This is a genomic window from Streptomyces sp. NPDC058291 (genome assembly GCF_042880855.1).
Lineage (GTDB): Bacteria > Actinomycetota > Actinomycetes > Streptomycetales > Streptomycetaceae > Streptomyces.
In genome coordinates, this window is record NZ_JBHVYK010000010.1 from 63,104 (window position 1) to 79,966 (window position 16,863).

Annotated in this window: 14 protein-coding genes and 2 pseudogenes; 6 read left to right on the top strand and 10 right to left on the bottom strand. The window is 67.9% G+C overall.

Annotated elements, in window-relative coordinates:
• Positions 1 to 4 precede the first annotated feature (4 nt).
• Both rplC and rpsJ read right to left on the bottom strand, forming a co-directional pair.
• Positions 5 to 649: a 50S ribosomal protein L3 gene (gene rplC, locus ACFVYK_RS07540; protein WP_069770402.1), complete on the bottom strand. Its 645-nt coding sequence runs from the start codon at positions 647 to 649 to the stop codon at positions 5 to 7.
• Positions 650 to 666: 17 nt separating this feature from the next.
• Positions 667 to 975, bottom strand: a complete 309-nt coding sequence (rpsJ, locus tag ACFVYK_RS07545; protein WP_003948644.1) for a 30S ribosomal protein S10 — start codon at positions 973 to 975, stop codon at positions 667 to 669.
• A gap of 535 nt (positions 976 to 1,510) precedes the next feature.
• Between rpsJ and ACFVYK_RS07550 the strand changes: the two genes are divergently transcribed.
• Entirely contained in the window at positions 1,511 to 1,819 is a 309-nt protein-coding gene (locus ACFVYK_RS07550) for a hypothetical protein (RefSeq protein WP_389769780.1), read from the top strand.
• On the opposite strand, the gene ACFVYK_RS07555 is transcribed toward ACFVYK_RS07550, so the two are convergent.
• Positions 1,793 to 1,996, bottom strand: a complete 204-nt coding sequence (locus ACFVYK_RS07555) for a DUF397 domain-containing protein (RefSeq protein ID WP_389769783.1) — start codon at positions 1,994 to 1,996, stop codon at positions 1,793 to 1,795. The genes ACFVYK_RS07550 and ACFVYK_RS07555 overlap by 27 nt on opposite strands.
• A pseudogene (locus ACFVYK_RS07560) lies at positions 1,993 to 2,298 on the bottom strand (Scr1 family TA system antitoxin-like transcriptional regulator); the annotation flags it as partial. The pseudogene ACFVYK_RS07560 and the gene ACFVYK_RS07555, both read right to left, overlap by 4 nt.
• 250 nt (positions 2,299 to 2,548) lie before the next feature.
• Between ACFVYK_RS07560 and ACFVYK_RS07565 the strand changes: the two are divergent.
• The 4 genes and pseudogenes from ACFVYK_RS07565 (at position 2,549) to ACFVYK_RS07580 (ending at position 5,375) form a co-directional block, all read left to right on the top strand.
• A pseudogene (locus ACFVYK_RS07565) lies at positions 2,549 to 3,036 on the top strand (ATP-binding protein).
• 207 nt (positions 3,037 to 3,243) lie between these two features.
• Entirely contained in the window at positions 3,244 to 4,086 is an 843-nt protein-coding gene (locus ACFVYK_RS07570; RefSeq protein ID WP_389769786.1) for a helix-turn-helix domain-containing protein, read from the top strand.
• 49 nt (positions 4,087 to 4,135) lie between these two features.
• The gene (locus ACFVYK_RS07575) at positions 4,136 to 4,732 is read left to right on the top strand and encodes a Uma2 family endonuclease (RefSeq protein ID WP_389769788.1); all 597 of its coding nucleotides are present in this window, start codon (positions 4,136 to 4,138) and stop codon (positions 4,730 to 4,732) included.
• A 175-nt stretch (positions 4,733 to 4,907) separates the two neighbouring features.
• Entirely contained in the window at positions 4,908 to 5,375 is a 468-nt protein-coding gene (locus ACFVYK_RS07580) for a hypothetical protein (protein ID WP_389769790.1), read from the top strand.
• 158 nt (positions 5,376 to 5,533) lie between these two features.
• Here ACFVYK_RS07580 and tuf read toward each other — a convergent pair whose 3' ends face one another.
• From tuf to ACFVYK_RS07605, 5 genes are all read right to left on the bottom strand, one after another.
• Positions 5,534 to 6,727 carry an elongation factor Tu gene (tuf, locus tag ACFVYK_RS07585; RefSeq protein ID WP_329412700.1) on the bottom strand — a complete coding sequence of 398 codons (1,194 nt, stop codon included), beginning with the start codon at positions 6,725 to 6,727 and terminating at the stop codon, positions 5,534 to 5,536.
• A 164-nt stretch (positions 6,728 to 6,891) separates the two neighbouring features.
• Positions 6,892 to 9,018 (bottom strand): elongation factor G, encoded by a 2,127-nt coding sequence (gene fusA / locus ACFVYK_RS07590; protein WP_389769792.1) that lies wholly within the window; start codon positions 9,016 to 9,018, stop codon positions 6,892 to 6,894.
• 39 nt (positions 9,019 to 9,057) lie between these two features.
• A complete protein-coding gene (gene rpsG / locus ACFVYK_RS07595) occupies positions 9,058 to 9,528 on the bottom strand; it encodes a 30S ribosomal protein S7 (RefSeq protein ID WP_020132641.1) in 471 nt (156 codons plus the stop codon).
• A 3-nt stretch (positions 9,529 to 9,531) separates the two neighbouring features.
• Positions 9,532 to 9,903 carry a 30S ribosomal protein S12 gene (rpsL, locus tag ACFVYK_RS07600; RefSeq protein WP_003948652.1) on the bottom strand — a complete coding sequence of 124 codons (372 nt, stop codon included), beginning with the start codon at positions 9,901 to 9,903 and terminating at the stop codon, positions 9,532 to 9,534.
• A 257-nt stretch (positions 9,904 to 10,160) separates the two neighbouring features.
• Entirely contained in the window at positions 10,161 to 11,177 is a 1,017-nt protein-coding gene (locus ACFVYK_RS07605) for a glycosyltransferase family 2 protein (protein ID WP_389769935.1), read from the bottom strand.
• Positions 11,178 to 11,375: 198 nt separating this feature from the next.
• Here ACFVYK_RS07605 and ACFVYK_RS07610 point away from each other — a divergent pair, with 198 nt between their 5' ends.
• Complete coding sequence (locus ACFVYK_RS07610) at positions 11,376 to 12,653, top strand: hypothetical protein (RefSeq protein WP_389769795.1); 1,278 nt, start codon at positions 11,376 to 11,378, stop codon at positions 12,651 to 12,653.
• Between the two features lie 235 nt (positions 12,654 to 12,888).
• Here the strand turns inward: ACFVYK_RS07610 and ACFVYK_RS07615 are convergent, their stop codons facing one another.
• Positions 12,889 to 16,788, bottom strand: a complete 3,900-nt coding sequence (locus ACFVYK_RS07615; RefSeq protein WP_389769797.1) for a DNA-directed RNA polymerase subunit beta' — start codon at positions 16,786 to 16,788, stop codon at positions 12,889 to 12,891.
• Between the last annotated feature and the right edge of the window lie 75 nt (positions 16,789 to 16,863).

Consider the following 16,863-nt stretch of genomic DNA (forward strand, 5'->3'; position numbering starts at 1 on the left):
TACCTCAGGCCCCCTTGGCCGCGGTGCGGACCAGGACGAGGCCGCCGTTCGGACCCGGGACAGCGCCCTTGATGAGCAGCAGACCCTTCTCCGCGTCAACGGCGTGGACGGTCAGGTTCTGGGTGGTGACACGCTCGTTGCCCATGCGACCCGCCATGCGCAGGCCCTTGAACACGCGGCCCGGGGTGGCGCAGCCACCGATGGAACCGGGCGAGCGGTGCTTGCGCTGGGTGCCGTGACCGGCGCCGAGGCCCTTGAAGTTGTGACGCTTCATGACACCGGCGAAGCCCTTGCCCTTGCTCTTGCCGGTCACGTCGACCTTCACGCCGGCCTCGAAGACCTCGGCGGTGATTTCCTGACCGAGCGTGTACTCGGCGGCATCGGCCGTCCGGATCTCGACGAGGTGGCGACGGGGCGTGACGTCGGCCTTGGCGAAGTGACCCTTGAGGGGCTTGTTCACCTTGCGCGGGTCGATCTCGCCGAAGGCGATCTGGACCGACTCGTAGCCGTCACTGTCGTTCGTACGGACCTGGGTCACGACGTTGGGGCCGGCCTTGACGACGGTGACCGGAACAACACGGTTGTTCTCGTCCCACACCTGCGTCATGCCGAGCTTCTCGCCCAGGATGCCCTTGATCTGCTTAGCCATTCTCAGATCACCAGCCCTCAGAGCTTGATCTCGATGTCGACACCGGCCGGGAGGTCGAGTCGCATCAGAGAGTCAACGGTCTTGGGGGTCGGGTCGAGGATGTCGATCAGGCGCTTGTGCGTGCGCATCTCGAAGTGCTCGCGCGAGTCCTTGTACTTGTGCGGCGACTTGATGACGCAGTACACGTTCTTCTCAGTGGGCAGCGGCACCGGGCCCGCGACCGACGCACCAGTACGCGTCACCGTCTCGACGATCTTCTTCGCCGAGCTGTCGATGACCTCGTGGTCGTAGGCCTTGAGCCGGATGCGGATCTTCTGTCCCGCCATGGCTACTCAGTAGTCCTGTCTCTTCTAACGCTCTGGAACCAGATGGTCCGTTTCACTTCGTTCTCCGACCCACGCGGTCGGGTGTGTCGCGCTCTCGCCGACACAGATGCCCCTTGTTCGAACATCCCTGCCGGGAAAACACGGCCCTTCCGGAACCGCAAGCCGAGGACGAAAGGTCCACCGGGTGCCTGGTCGGCGCCGCACTGACACTTCCCGAAAGATTCCCGTACGTCCGCCCCAGCGCTGCCATCAGGCAGTTAGGGCGACGAGTACTGTGGGACTCGCTTCCGGTCCTCCCGGCGGGAGGCGCGCAGCATCAACACTCGACCGAGCAACTCGGACAGTCTGCCATATGGGGCAGGTCCGTGGCCAATCGGGCCGGAGACAATACCCCGGACGTGACGCAGGTCAAACGCGGAGCGCGGCGAGCCGCGGCCGACGGCCTCCACCTGAACACTTCACCCGGACGGATCAGGCCCGTACATGAGTACGTACGCCGATGTCCGCGACGGCCGGCGCTGGTGAAGTGGCTCTCATGACGACGCACGACACCACGCCGCAGCGCCGGGCCGACCACCCGACCTGGTGGAGGATCCCCCTGGTCGCCTCCGCGCTCGGCCTGCCGGTCCTCGCACTGGAATACAGCGCGATCCGGGCACAGGCCGGCATGGGCGAGTACGGAGGGGCCCTCTACTCGGCCCTGGCCCTGTTCGCGATCGCCTGGGCCCTCCCCCACCGCCGCTCGCTCAGAACGCTCCGCATCCTGGCGGCCACGGCGGCCCTGCTGATCACGCTTCTGCCCGTGGGGCTCCTGCTGCTACTGGCCGCGCTGCTGTCCGGCTGACGCGTACGCCACGAACTCCGTCCAGACGGCCGAGGCGACGTGGAAGGTGGGGCCGCCCTCCGGGTTCTTGCTGTCGCGGACGTGGACGACGGCGGGGGCGGTCGCCACTTCGACGCATGAGTCGGCTTCACTGCTGCTGCTGTAGCTGCTCTTGAACCGGTGCAGGTCCCGGATCATGCGTCCCCCAGCAGTTGCTCGATGAAGGCCAACGACTCACGTGGGGTGAGCGCTTGGGCCCGGATGATGCCATAGCGCAGTTCAAGGATACGGAGCTGCTTCAGGTGGAACACCGCCCGGCCGCCGGCCACCGCCTGCGAGCGCCCCACCGCCGAGCCGTCGGCGAACTTCAGCACTTCGATGCCGCCGGCCAACCCCGCATGCTCCTCGCGGTCCATCGGCATCACCTGAAGCTCGACGTTACGCAACTCCCCTGCCTCCAGCAGGTGTTCGAGCTGACCGCGCAATACCGAGCGGGCGCCGCTGGCGGCCCACCGTGGCCCCGACCGCGACGCCCCACTCGTCGTCCGGGGCCACCTCCCAGGCCGGCTCGTCCGTCTCGTCCCTGAGCCGTACCGCCTGCCCGTCGACCGACATTCGCGCACCCCTCCGTCGTCCGTCCGCCGCCCGTCTCCGACAGGCCCGGACACGACCGGACAAGGGGCGGACAGTGACCCCAGGCAACCGCGTTGTCACTGTGCACGGTACGCATGCATCGCCACTCTGAGTCACGTGATTCGAGAAACCCCTCAACCCCTCTCCCCCATCCGCAACTTCGACGTGCGCCTTTCGGCCACGCCCCGCGGAGCCCGACTGGCCCGTCTGCTCGCCACCGAGCAACTGCGCACCTGGGGGCTGCCGATGGACCCGGCGGCCCACCTCGTCGCGGAGCTGGCGGCCAACGCCGTCACCCACGGGCGCGTCCCGGGGCGCGATTTCCAGCTGCTCCTCTACGTCGTCGGGGACGTCCTCCCATCGAGGTGACGGACACGCGCGGTGACCGGATGCCGTACGTCCGACCGGTCCCCCAGGACCCGGGAGACGGCGGATCGGGCCGCGGGCTGCTACTCGTGGACGCGCTCTCCGACCGCTGGGGAGTGAGCGAGCGGAGGCGGCCACGGAAGACGGTCCGGGCGGAGATCCGGATGTCATCGGCACCGGAACCCGGATCTCTGAACTTCGGTGGCAGGGGCGGCCTTTCCCAAGTACCACGGGGGTGAAATGACCCCACCAAGCCCCACCCCTCCCGCCCGCGGCGCACCCTCACTCCGACGAGTGAATATGCCAACTCAGGTGGATTCGGGACAGGTTGTCTGCTCTACGCTCAGCGCAGCACCACCCCCCGCTGATCGCAGACATACGTCGGCCCCCGCCGGGACAGCCATCCCGATGCGAGGGCCTGACCACCGAGGAACAGCGACTTCCTGATGGATACGAAAAACCTTAGCTCGCCTACAGCCGCCGCGTCTCGCCTCTCGGGCAAAGACCACCCTCACGCAAGCGGTCTCACCCACGAGAACGCCCACCACACCGAACGCTTCACGGTGATCGGCAACCATCTCGCCCAGCACCAGGAGCTGTCGCTGCTGGCGATCGGACTGGGCGTGCACATCCAGTCGCTGCCCAAGGGCGCCCGGGTCGACATCAAGACCCTCACCGCCCGTTTCCCCGAGGGCTCGGTCCGCATCGCCGCGGCGCTGCGCGAACTGGAGTCCCACGGCTACCTCCGCCGTGAACGCACCCGCATCCCCGGAGGCCGGATCATCACCCGCACGGTCTCCTGCAACCGCCCCGGCCACCGCGATCGCCGTCCGGCAGCCGACCGCGTCCCCGCGAAACGCCCGGCAGCGCCCCGCAAGGCCCTTCCCGCGGTACCGCGCCCCGCGTACCCGGCTCCGGCCCTCCTGCAGACCGCGACGGACCTCCTCGTCCCTCTCCGCCGCCACGACTCCCGTCTGCTGCTGTCCGCCACGGACGTGGAGCACCTCGCCCCCGGGGTCGCCGCCTGGCTGGAACGGGACGTCGGGCCCGCGGCAGTGGTGCGGGCCCTCACCGCCGACCTCCCACCGGACCCGCTACGCCGGCCTGCGGCCCTTATGGCGCACCGCCTGGCCGCCCAGCTCCCGCCCCCGCCGCCCTTCCGGGCCCCGGACCCTCCGCCGCCCACGCGCGGGCCGTCCGCGACCTGCGACGGGTGCGACCGCCCCTTCCGCTCACCGACCGCGGGACTCTGCCGCGACTGCCGAACCGATCCCCCGGAGGCCGCCTAGCATGAGCGTGACGATCCTTGCCCCTGGACACAGACGAGGAGCGAGCGCCATGACCATCGCCCCGGACGACACGCAGCAGGGTGCCTCCCCCCTCTACCGGGCCATGCGGGACTTCGTGGAGTCGGCGGACGACGACCTCCCCGGCAAGTTCGAGATCACCAAGGAAGGGATCGTCCTCGACATGATGTCGCCCACGAGGCCGCACGAGCTCACCGTGCTGCGCGTCCGCAAGCGCCTGGAAAAGGTGATGCCGGACGAGATCGTGGCCCACACCGGTGAGCCCGACGTGGAGGACGAGCCCGAGGGCATCATGCGCCGCCCCGATGTGATGGTGATCGCCGAGGGGGACATGGAGGGAGAGGGCTCCTTCGACGCCCGCACCCTCGTCGCCGCCGTCGAGGTCGTCTCCCGCTCCAACCCGGACAACGACTGGGTGAGCAAGACGCGTGACTACCCCCTGATGGGCATCCCCGTCTACGCGATCTTCGACCCCCGCACCGGCAAGGGCGCCGTCCTCTCCGACATCCACTCCACGCCCGACGGCCCCCGGTACGCCACCCGCAAGGACTTCGTCTACGGCGAGGACGTCACCATCGCCGACTGGGCGATCTCCACCGAAGGGCTGCCCCTGTACGCCGACGCGTGATCAGGACCCGAGAACATCAAGGCCGTCCCAACCGCCGCACAGGACGCAGACAGGGGCAATTCACCTGGCTCGCCCGCAGCGTTGACCGGCCCCTCGTCGAAGGCTCGCGCCGTGTTCCACGACACTTCACCTGACGACCACGTCAGCAGACGACTTCGACGATTCGAGTGAGCCCATGAGCGACAACGTCCTCTCGGTGATTCCGACCGACCCGCGCTGGCAGCCGGACGAGGCCGCGGCCGACCGTGCCGCCGCGCTGCTGACCCGTCTCGTTCCCGAGGACGACTCCGGCCTGGACACGGAGATCGACGTCGACTGGTACGACGCCGTCATGGCCGTCGACTGCGGCGAGTACCTGGAGCGGATCGGCTGCCCGCGGTGCGGTGCGACCGTCTCCGACGTGTGGTACGGCGATCTCCTGGAGGCGCACGGCGACGACGGCTTCGTCAGCCTCGACGTGGAGGTCCCCTGTTGCGGGGCGGCCACCTCGCTGGACGCCCTGGAGTACGACCGGCCCTGCGGCTTCGCGCGTTTCGAGATCGCCGCCTGGAACCCGGACCGGGAGCCGCTCGACGACGGTGAGCTGGCCGATCTCGGCAAGGCGCTCGGGCATCCGGTGCGGCAGATCCTCGCCCGCATCTGAGCCCGGCCGGACACGACAGCCCGGACACGACAAGCCCGGCACGACTGTCCGAAGACAACAACTGGCCGGACACGACAAGAGAGCCCGTACGACCGAAGTCGTACGGGCCCTCTCGTGTGCTCAGCTCAGGCTGGAGCTACCAGGTCGAACAACAAGACTTACTTGTTGATCTTGGTGACCTGGCCGGCGCCGACCGTCCGGCCACCCTCACGGATGGCGAACTTCAGGCCCTCTTCCATGGCGACGGGCTGGATGAGCTCCACCTTCATCTCGGTGTTGTCACCCGGCATGACCATCTCGGTGCCCTCGGGGAGGGTCACGACGCCGGTCACGTCCGTCGTACGGAAGTAGAACTGCGGACGGTAGTTGTTGAAGAAGGGGGTGTGACGACCACCCTCGTCCTTCGACAGGATGTAGGCCTGGGCCTCGAACTCGGTGTGCGGGGTGACCGAGCCCGGCTTGATGATGACCTGGCCGCGCTCGACGTCCTCGCGCTTGATGCCGCGAAGCAGCAGACCGACGTTCTCACCGGCCTGGCCCTCGTCGAGCAGCTTGCGGAACATCTCGATACCGGTGACCGTGGTGGTGGTCTTGTCCTGCTTGATGCCGATGATGTCGACGGTCTCGTTGACCTTCAGGACACCACGCTCGATACGGCCGGTGACGACCGTACCGCGACCGGTGATCGTGAAGACGTCCTCGACGGGCATGAGGAACGGCTTGTCGACGTCACGCTCGGGGGTCGGGATCGACTCGTCGACCGCGGCCATGAGCTCCAGGACGGTCTTCGACCACTCCGGGTCGCCCTCAAGGGCCTTGAGCGCCGAGACCTTGACGACCGGAAGGTCGTCGCCCGGGAACTCGTACTCGGAGAGGAGCTCACGAACCTCGAGCTCGACGAGCTCCAGGATCTCCTCGTCGTCCACCATGTCGGCCTTGTTCAGGGCGACGACGATGTAGGGGACGCCGACCTGGCGGGCCAGGAGCACGTGCTCCTTGGTCTGCGGCATCGGGCCGTCGGTGGCGGCGACCACGAGGATGGCGCCGTCCATCTGCGCCGCACCCGTGATCATGTTCTTGATGTAGTCCGCGTGACCGGGGCAGTCGACGTGGGCGTAGTGACGCGTCTCGGTCTGGTACTCGACGTGCGCGATGGAGATGGTGATACCGCGCTGGCGCTCCTCAGGAGCCTTGTCGATCTGGTCGAAGGCCGAGGCCTCGTTCAGGTCCGGGTACGCGTCGTGCAGCACCTTGGTAATGGCGGCCGTGAGGGTCGTCTTACCGTGGTCGATGTGACCGATGGTGCCGATGTTGACGTGCGGCTTAGTCCGCTCGAACTTCGCCTTCGCCACGGGGGTCCTCCTGGAAGTGGTTCTGGAACGCCTTGCTTCATCGGCGCCAGGTGATCTTTGCTGTCAAATCCCGGGCCCAGGGCAAACTCTCACGATCCTTGACGGATGCGGGTGTTTGCCCCAGAGGCTCCGGAGTCAAGCCTAAAGCGTGTGAACGCGATGCGTTACTCGCCCTTGGCCTTCGCGATGATCTCCTCGGCGACGTTCCGCGGAACCTCGGCGTAGGAGTCGAACTGCATCGAGTAGCTTGCGCGACCCGACGTCTTGCTGCGGAGGTCGCCGACGTAGCCGAACATCTCCGACAAGGGCACCAGGCCCTTGACGACACGGGCACCGGCCCGCTCCTCCATGGCCTGGATCTGACCACGGCGGGAGTTGATGTCGCCGATGACCTCGCCCATGTAGTCCTCGGGCGTGGTGACCTCGACGGCCATCATCGGCTCGAGCAGCACGGGGCTGGCCTTGCGCGCGGCCTCCTTGAAGGCCTGCGAGCCGGCGATCTTGAAGGCGAGCTCGGAGGAGTCGACCTCGTGGTAGCCGCCGTCGAGAAGCGTGACGCGGACGCCCGTCATCTCGTAGCCCGCGAGGATGCCGAACTGCATGGCCTCCTGCGCACCGGCGTCGACCGAAGGAATGTACTCCTTCGGGATGCGACCACCGGTCACCTTGTTCACGAACTCGTACGAGGCGTCGCCGCCCTCGATCGGCTCGATCGCGATCTGCACCTTGGCGAACTGGCCGGTGCCGCCGGTCTGCTTCTTGTGCGTGTAGTCGACCCGGTCGACCGCCTTGCGGATGGTCTCGCGGTAGGCGACCTGCGGCTTGCCGACGTTGGCCTCGACCTTGAACTCACGGCGCATACGGTCGACCAGCACCTCGAGGTGCAGCTCGCCCATGCCACCGATGATGGTCTGGCCGGTCTCCTCGTCCGAGTGGACCTGGAACGACGGGTCCTCTTCGGCCAGGCGCTGGATCGCGATGCCCAGCTTCTCCTGGTCGCCCTTCGACTTGGGCTCGATGGCGACCTGGATGACCGGAGCCGGGAAGTCCATGGACTCCAGGATCACCGGCTGCTTGTCGTCGCACAGCGTCTCGCCGGTCGTGGTCTGCTTCAGACCCATGACGGCGACGATGTCGCCGGCGCCGACCGACGCGATCTCCTCACGCTTGTTCGCGTGCATGCGGTAGATCTTGCCGATGCGCTCCTTCTTGCCCTTGACGGAGTTCAGCACGGCGGTGCCGGACTCCAGGCGGCCCGAGTAGACCCGGACGAAGGTGAGCTTGCCGAGGTGCGGGTCGCTCATGATCTTGAACGCCAGCGCCGACAGCGGCTCGTCGTCGGACGGCTTGCGCTTGACGACCTCCTCCGGGTCGTTGACGGCGTGGCCCTCGATGGCCTCGACGTCGAGCGGGGAGGGGAGGTAGCGCACGACCGCGTCGAGCAGGGGCTGAACGCCCTTGTTCTTGAACGCGGTACCGCAGAACACCGGGGTGACCGTCGTGTCGCTGGACTTGCCGGACGCGATGGTGATGCGACGGATCGCGGCGTACAGCTGCTCCACGGACGGCTCCTGGCCCTCCAGGTACAGCTCCATGATCTCGTCGTCGTTCTCGGCGACGGTCTCGACGAGCTTGCCGCGGTACTCCTCGGCAGCCTCGGTGTGGGTGGCCGGGATGTCGACGACGTCGTACATCTCGCCCTTCTCCGCCTCGGCGGACCACACGAAGGCCTTCATCGTGACCAGGTCGACGACGCCCTTGAAGTCGGCCTCGGCACCGATCGGGAGCTGCATGACGATCGGCTGCGCGCCGAGGCGGCTGCTGATCATGTCGACGCAGCGGTGGAACTCGGCACCGGTCCGGTCGAGCTTGTTGACGAAGCAGATGCGCGGCACGCCGTAGCGGTCCGCCTGACGCCAAACGGTCTCGGACTGGGGCTCGACACCCGCGACGCCGTCGAACACCGTCACGGCACCGTCGAGCACGCGCAGCGAACGCTCCACCTCGACGGTGAAGTCGACGTGGCCCGGGGTGTCGATGATGTTGATCGTGTGGTCGACATCGGCGAGCGGCCAGTGACAGGTGGTGGCAGCAGAGGTGATCGTGATGCCACGCTCCTGCTCCTGCTCCATCCAGTCCATCGTGGCGGCGCCGTCGTGGACCTCACCGATCTTGTAGGAGACGCCGGTGTAGAACAGGATCCGCTCGGTGGTGGTCGTCTTGCCCGCGTCGATGTGGGCCATGATCCCGATGTTGCGGACCTTGGCCAGGTCAAGTGAAGTGGTAGCCATGAGGCTTTCGTCTTCTCTCGGTCTCGATGTGGGTAGCGACTACCAGCGGTAGTGCGCGAAGGCCTTGTTGGACTCGGCCATCTTGTGGGTGTCCTCGCGCTTCTTCACAGCGGCGCCGAGGCCGTTGGACGCGTCGAGAAGCTCGTTGAGGAGGCGCTCGGTCATGGTCTTCTCGCGACGGGCGCGGGAGTAACCGACGAGCCAGCGCAGCGCCAGGGTGCTCGCGCGACCCGGCTTGACCTCGATCGGGACCTGGTAGGTCGCGCCACCGACACGGCGGGACTTGACCTCGATGGTCGGCTTGATGTTCTCGAGAGCGCGCTTCAGCGTGATGACCGGGTCGTTGCCGGTCTTCTCGCGCAGGCCCTCCATGGCGCCGTAGACGATGCGCTCGGCGGTGGAGCGCTTGCCGTTCAGCAGCACCTTGTTGATGAGCGACGTGACAAGAGGAGAACCGTAGACCGGGTCGATGATGACCGGGCGCTTCGGGGCAGGGCCCTTACGAGGCATTGTTTACTTCTCCTTCTTGGCGCCGTAGCGGCTGCGGGCCTGCTTGCGGTTCTTGACACCCTGGGTGTCGAGCGAACCGCGGATGATCTTGTAGCGAACACCGGGCAGGTCCTTCACACGGCCACCACGCACGAGCACGATGGAGTGCTCCTGCAGGTTGTGTCCCTCACCCGGAATGTAAGCAGTGACCTCGATACCGCTGGTCAGACGCACACGCGCGACCTTACGCAGGGCCGAGTTCGGCTTCTTCGGGGTGGTCGTGAACACACGCGTGCAGACGCCGCGACGCTGGGGCGAACCCTCGAGTGCGGGCGTCTTGTTCTTCTCGACCTTGTCCTGCCGGCCCTTACGGACCAGCTGCTGGATCGTAGGCACTACTTCTCCGGTTTCTGTGTGCCGAATGGTAAAGCTAACCTGGAACTTCGCCGACCCACGCGGTCGGGTGTGTCGGACCCGCGGACTTCCGCCGCGAAGCGGAGCGAAGCGCGGATCGCGGTGGCCACTGCTTGAGACCCGCGTGCGGCTGAAGACACGCACGAGGGCCAGGGCACACCCCAGGCACAAGGTCTGAGCGTACCTAGCGCACTGACTCCGGTCAAAACAGAACCCTCGCGGCCGACACGCCGGGGGTTTCAGGAACGCTGCCTCAGCCCGCGCGACACCGGAGCCTGGGCGTCCGCGAGGCCGGCCGGATCCGCCCCCGAAGCGGGCGGCGGGACGGGCGCCGGGCCGGCGGTCGCCGGCTCCGGGGACGCCGCCGTGTCGCGGCCCACGAAGTACGTGGGACGGTTCTGCACCGCCGTGTAGATGCGGCCCACGTACTCGCCGAGCAGGCCGACGCAGACCAGCTGGACCGCGCCGATGAACAGCACCCCGATGAACAGGGAGGTCCAGCCGGGAACGGTGTGCTGGAAGGCGTGCGCGCTCAGCGTGTAGATCATCAGGCCGAGGCAGACCACGAACGCGAAGCCGCCCAGCCAGGTGGCGATGCGCAGGGGCGCCGCCGAGAAACCGGTGACACTGTCCACGGCCAGCCGGATCATCCGGCCCAGGGGGTACTTGCTCTGCCCCGCCGGCCGCGGGGCGCGCTCGTAGGTGACCTCGCCGCTGGGGAAGCCCAGCCAGGGCACGAGGAGACGGTAGACGCGCTGCTGGTCCGGCAGCGCCTTGAGGGCGTCCACCGCGGCCCGGCTCAGCAGCCGGAAGTCGCCGGCCTGGGCCGGCACCGACGGGCCCGCCAGGCGGCGGACGAGGCGGTAGTACAGGCCCGCCGTCCACCGCTTGAAGCCGGTGTCGCTGGCCCGGTCGGCCCGGATGCCGTACACGATGTCGAGGTGCTCGGCGCGGGCCAGCGCGAGCATGTCGGGGATCTTCTCCGGCGGGTCCTGCAGGTCCGCGTCGATGCTGACCACGTACGCGCCCACGGCCCGGTCCAGGCCCGCGGTGAGGGCCGCCTGGTGCCCGGAGTTGCGGCGCAGGCCGATGACGCGCAGCTCCGGCCAGCCGAGCCGGAAGGCGTCCAGGAGGGCGGCCGTGCGGTCGGTGCTGCCGTCGTCCACGGCGACGACCTCGTACGGGACGCCGAGTCCGGCGAGGACCGGACGCAACCGGCTGACCAGCGCGGGAAGGACCTCTTCCTCGTTGTACATGGGTATGACGACCGACAAGACGGTCGCAGCAGCCGTGGTCGTCGGCGCTTCGGACACCCGTCCTCCCCCCACCTGTGGCGCACATGTGCGACTCTGTTGCGATCTTATGACCGCACTCTTATGACCAAACGTCACGATCATCCGGACAACGGCGCCGCCCCTGGGTGTCCGGCGATCGGCCGAGGGGGGACCCCAGCCATGAGCACGGCTTCCAGCGACACGGCGACGGACCCCGCCGTGCCCGACGTGCCGACGGAGCCGTCGCGGCGACAGCGCCGCCTCGCCCTGCCCGACGGGGTACGACCGTACCTCGCCCCGCTGCTCCTCTACGGCGTGACGAAGCTCGTGGGACTGACCGTGTTCGTCCGGCTCCTGGAAGCGGCCGACGAGTACCAGAAGAAGAACCCGCGCTTCGGCGGCGGCGCCCACTGGTGGGACGTGCTCGCCACCTGGGACGGCTGGTGGTACCTCCAGGTCGCCGAGAAGGGGTACGAACCCGGCCCGCTGGTGAGACTGGCCCCCGGCGGGCTGTTCACCGTCAAGCAGAACTCCGTGGCGTTCTTCCCCCTGTACCCGGGCCTGATCCGGGGGGTCTCCGAGATCACCGGCCTCGGCCTGTACGGCTCCGCGATCGCGGTCTCGGTCCTCGCCTCCTTCGTCGCGGCCGCCGGCGTCTACGCGGTGGTCTCGACGCTGGCCGGCGCGCGGGCGGGCACGATCGCGGCGGGGCTGTGGGCGCTGGCGCCCGGCGCGGGCGTCCAGTGGGCGGTCTACTCGGAGTCGGTGTTCGTCGCCATCGCCGCCTGGTGCTGTTACTGCGTGATGAAGCACCGCTGGGTGGCCGCGGGACTGCTCGCCTTCCTGGCCGGGCTCAACCGGCCGACGTCCGCCGCCCTCATCGGCGCGGTCGGGCTCGCCGCGATCGTCGCCCTCGCCCGGCCGGAGAGCAGACGCGAGCACGGGGTCGCCGGGCCCGTGTACGCCATGATCGCCGCCCCGCTGGGCCTGCTCACCTACGTCACCTGGGTCGGCCTGGAGGCGGGCGACCTCACCGCCTACTTCACGCTCCAGCGCGAGGGCTGGGCGCACTACTTCGACTTCGGGGCCTACACCCTGGACGTGCTGGGCAACACGGCGATCGGGCACAACAACTACCTGTTCGCGTTCTCCGTCCCCGACCTCCTCGCCGTCCAGCTGGTCGTGGCGCTGCCGTTCCTGATCGCGCTGATGCTGCGCAGGAAGCCGCCGCTGGTGCTGGTCGCGTACACCCTGGCGAGCGTCGTCGCCGTCCTGGGGACCCAGCAGATGTTCGGCAACACGGGCCGCTACCTGCTCCCGGTCTTCCCCCTCCTCCTGGCCCCGGCCGCGGCGATGAGCCGCCTGAAGTGGCCGAGCCTGACGGTGTTCTTCGCCACCGCGGCCGTCGCCTCGGGCTGGTACGCCCACTTCGTCATCTTCGAACTGGGAATCCCGTAACCCGCACCCCGACACGGCGCGTCGCGCCGGTGGCCGACCGCGGACGCGCCTTCGGACGGCGTCCGCGGGGGCTGGGGGCTCTCGACGCCACCAGGGTGGGCCCGGACCGCGGGCCGGCCCCGCATGCCGTCAGAGCGGCTGTCAGAGCCCGTCTGCGGGGCGGGCCGGAAACGCCGAAGGGCGGTCCCCCCGTCGAACCCGGGGGAACCGCCCTTCAGTACGTCAGACGCACGCCTTACTGGTTGTACGGACCGTAGTCGTAGTCCTCCAGCGGGACGGCCTGGCCGGAGCCGGTGCCGAACGGCGAGTAGTCGATGTCGTCGTAGCCGACGGCCGAGTACATCGCGGCCTTGGCCTCCTCGGTCGGCTCGACCCGGATGTTGCGGTAGCGGGACAGACCCGTACCGGCCGGGATGAGCTTACCGATGATGACGTTCTCCTTGAGGCCGATGAGGCTGTCGGACTTGGCGTTGATCGCCGCGTCCGTCAGCACTCGGGTCGTCTCCTGGAAGGAGGCGGCCGACAGCCAGGATTCCGTCGCCAGCGAGGCCTTGGTGATACCCATCAGCTGCGGACGACCGGAGGCCGGGTGACCGCCCTCCTGCACCACACGACGGTTCTCGACCTCGAACTTCGAGCGCTCGACGAGCTCGCCGGGCAGCAGCTCGGCGTCGCCGGACTCGATGATCGTCACGCGGCGCAGCATCTGCCGGATGATGATCTCGATGTGCTTGTCGTGGATCGACACGCCCTGCGAGTTGTACACCTTCTGGACCTCGCCGACCAGGTGGACCTGGACGGCACGCTGACCCAGGATGCGCAGCACGTCGTGCGGGTTGGTGGCGCCCACGGTGAGCTTCTGGCCCACCTCGACGTGCTCGCCCTCGCTGACCAGGAGACGGGCGCGCTTCGAGATCGGGAACGCCGTCTCGTCGCTGCCGTCGTCCGGCGTGATGACGATCTTCTTCGTCTTCTCGGTCTCCTCGATCCGCACGCGGCCGGAGGCCTCGGAGATCGGGGCGACACCCTTCGGGGTACGGGCCTCGAAGAGCTCGACGACACGCGGCAGACCCTGCGTGATGTCGTCACCGGCCACACCACCGGTGTGGAAGGTACGCATCGTCAGCTGGGTGCCGGGCTCACCGATGGACTGGGCGGCGATGATGCCGACCGCCTCACCGATGTCGACCAGCTTGCCGGTGGCCAGCGAACGGCCGTAGCACATGGCACACGTGCCGACCTGCGACTCACAGGTGAGGATCGAGCGGGTCTTGACCTCCTCGACGCCGTGGCGCACGAGCTGGTCGATGAGCACGTCACCGAGGTCCACGTTGGCCGGCGCGATCACCTTGCCGTCGATGACGACGTCCTCGGCGAGCATGCGGGCGTAGACGCTGGTCTCGACGTCGTCCGTCTTGCGCAGGACGCCGTCCTCGCCGCGGACGGCGATCTTCAGCTTCAGACCGCGCTCGGTGCCGCAGTCCTCCTCGCGGATGATGACGTCCTGCGAGACGTCCACCAGACGACGGGTCAGGTAACCCGAGTCGGCGGTACGCAGGGCGGTGTCCGCCAGACCCTTACGGGCGCCGTGCGTGGAGATGAAGTACTCCAGCACGGACAGGCCCTCACGGAAGGACGCCTTGATCGGACGCGGGATGGTCTCGTTCTTCGCGTTCGACACCAGACCGCGCATACCCGCGATCTGCCGCATCTGCATCATGTTTCCTCGGGCGCCCGAGTCGACCATCATGAAGATGGGGTTGGTCTTGGGGAAGTTCGCGTTCATCGCCTCGGCGACCTCGTTGGTCGCCTTGGTCCAGATCGCGATGAGCTCCTGCGTGCGCTCTTCCTTGGTGATCAGACCGCGCTCGTACTGCTTCTGGACCTTCTCGTCCTGCGCCTCGTAACCCTTGACGATCTCCTTCTTCGCCTCGGGAACGACGACGTCGGAGATGGCCACGGTGACACCGGAACGGGTCGCCCAGTAGAAGCCGGACGCCTTCAGGTTGTCGAGCGTCGCCGCCACGATGACCTTGGGGTAGCGCTCGGCCAGGTCGTTGACGATCTCGGAGAGCTGCTTCTTGCCCACCGAGTAGTCGACGAACGGGTAGTCCTCGGGCAGCAGCTCGTTGAAGAGCGCGCGGCCCAGGGTCGTCCGCAGCCGGAAGGTGTCACCCTGCTGCCACTCGGGCTCGCCCTCCTCGCGCGCCGGCGGCGTCCAGCCACGCGGCGGGATGGTGCCCACCGGGAAGCGGATGTCGATCGGCGACTGCAGCGCGAGCTCACCGGCGTCGAACGCCATGATCGCCTCGGCCGTGGAGCCGAAGGACCGGCCCTCGCCCTTGGTGTCGCGCAGCTCGCCGTCGGTGGTGAGGAAGAACAGACCGAGGACCATGTCCTGGGTCGGCATCGTCACCGGACGGCCGTCGGCGGGCTTGAGGATGTTGTTCGAGGACAGCATCAGGATGCGGGCCTCGGCCTGCGCCTCCGCGGAGAGCGGCAGGTGGACGGCCATCTGGTCACCGTCGAAGTCCGCGTTGAACGCGGTGCAGACGAGCGGGTGGATCTGGATGGCCTTGCCCTCGACCAGCTGCGGCTCGAAGGCCTGGATGCCGAGGCGGTGCAGGGTGGGCGCACGGTTCAGCAGAACCGGGTGCTCGGCGATGACCTCTTCGAGGACGTCGTACACGACCGTGCGGCCGCGCTCCACCATGCGCTTGGCGCTCTTGATGTTCTGCGCGTGGTTCAGGTCCACCAGGCGCTTCATCACGAACGGCTTGAACAGCTCCAGCGCCATCGCCTTCGGCAGACCGCACTGGTGCAGCTTCAGCTGCGGACCGACGACGATCACGGAACGCGCGGAGTAGTCCACACGCTTGCCGAGCAGGTTCTGACGGAAGCGGCCCTGCTTGCCCTTGAGCATGTCGGACAGCGACTTCAGCGGACGGTTGCCGGGGCCCGTGACGGGGCGACCACGACGGCCGTTGTCGAAGAGGGCGTCGACGGCCTCCTGGAGCATGCGCTTCTCGTTGTTCACGATGATCTCGGGCGCGCCGAGGTCGAGAAGCCGCTTCAGGCGGTTGTTGCGGTTGATCACACGGCGGTACAGGTCGTTCAGGTCGGAGGTCGCGAAGCGGCCACCGTCCAGCTGCACCATCGGGCGGAGGTCCGGCGGGATGACCGGCACGCAGTCGAGCACCATGCCCTTGGGGCTGTTGCTGGTCTGCAGGAACGCGGAGACGACCTTGAGGCGCTTGAGCGCACGGGTCTTCTTCTGGCCCTTGCCGGTGCGGATGATCTCGCGGAGGCGCTCGGCCTCCTCGTCGAGGTCGAAGGACTCCAGGCGCTTCTGCAGCGCCGCGGCGCCCATCGAACCGTCGAAGTACGTGCCGAAGCGGTCACGCAGCTCGCGGTAGAGGAGCTCGTCGCCCTCCAGGTCCTGGACCTTGAGGTTCTTGAACCGGGTCCACACCTCGTCGAGACGGTCGATCTCGCGCTGCGCACGGTCGCGCAGCTGCTTCATCTCTCGCTCGGCGCCTTCGCGCACCTTGCGGCGCACGTCGGCCTTGGCGCCCTCGGCCTCCAGCTCGGCCAGGTCGGTCTCGAGCTTCTTGGCGCGGGCCTCCAGGTCGGAGTCGCGACGGTTCTCGATGTGCTGACGCTCGACGGAGACGTGCGCCTCCAGCGAGGGCAGGTCACGCGTACGACGCTCGTCGTCGACGTACGTGATCATGTACGCCGCGAAGTAGATGACCTTCTCGAGGTCCTTGGGAGCCAGGTCGAGCAGATAGCCCAGACGGCTCGGGACACCCTTGAAGTACCAGATGTGGGTGACGGGAGCGGCCAGTTCGATGTGGCCCATCCGCTCACGACGCACCTTGGCGCGAGTGACCTCGACGCCGCAGCGCTCGCAGATGATGCCCTTGAAGCGGACGCGCTTGTACTTGCCGCAGTAGCACTCCCAGTCCCGGGTCGGACCGAAGATCTTCTCGCAGAAGAGTCCGTCCTTCTCGGGCTTGAGCGTGCGGTAGTTGATCGTCTCGGGCTTCTTGACCTCGCCGTGGCTCCACTGACGGATGTCGTCAGCGGTAGCCAGACCGATCCGGAGCTCGTCGAAGAAGTTGACGTCGAGCACTATGCGTCAATCCCTCTCAGGGTTGTAAGTCTTGGGGTCTGATACGGGGGTCCCGGGGCCGGCCGGAGGTTCAGG

Coding starts and splice junctions, on each gene's coding strand:
- rplC (WP_069770402.1), bottom strand. CDS start 649: ATGGCTAAGCAGATCAAGGGCATCCTGGGCGAGAAGCTCGGCATGACG.
- rpsJ (WP_003948644.1), bottom strand. CDS start 975: ATGGCGGGACAGAAGATCCGCATCCGGCTCAAGGCCTACGACCACGAG.
- ACFVYK_RS07550 (WP_389769780.1), top strand. CDS start 1,511: ATGACGACGCACGACACCACGCCGCAGCGCCGGGCCGACCACCCGACC.
- ACFVYK_RS07555 (WP_389769783.1), bottom strand. CDS start 1,996: ATGATCCGGGACCTGCACCGGTTCAAGAGCAGCTACAGCAGCAGCAGT.
- ACFVYK_RS07570 (WP_389769786.1), top strand. CDS start 3,244: ATGGATACGAAAAACCTTAGCTCGCCTACAGCCGCCGCGTCTCGCCTC.
- ACFVYK_RS07575 (WP_389769788.1), top strand. CDS start 4,136: ATGACCATCGCCCCGGACGACACGCAGCAGGGTGCCTCCCCCCTCTAC.
- ACFVYK_RS07580 (WP_389769790.1), top strand. CDS start 4,908: ATGAGCGACAACGTCCTCTCGGTGATTCCGACCGACCCGCGCTGGCAG.
- fusA (WP_389769792.1), bottom strand. CDS start 9,018: ATGGCTACCACTTCACTTGACCTGGCCAAGGTCCGCAACATCGGGATC.
- rpsG (WP_020132641.1), bottom strand. CDS start 9,528: ATGCCTCGTAAGGGCCCTGCCCCGAAGCGCCCGGTCATCATCGACCCG.
- ACFVYK_RS07605 (WP_389769935.1), bottom strand. CDS start 11,177: ATGTACAACGAGGAAGAGGTCCTTCCCGCGCTGGTCAGCCGGTTGCGT.
- ACFVYK_RS07610 (WP_389769795.1), top strand. CDS start 11,376: ATGAGCACGGCTTCCAGCGACACGGCGACGGACCCCGCCGTGCCCGAC.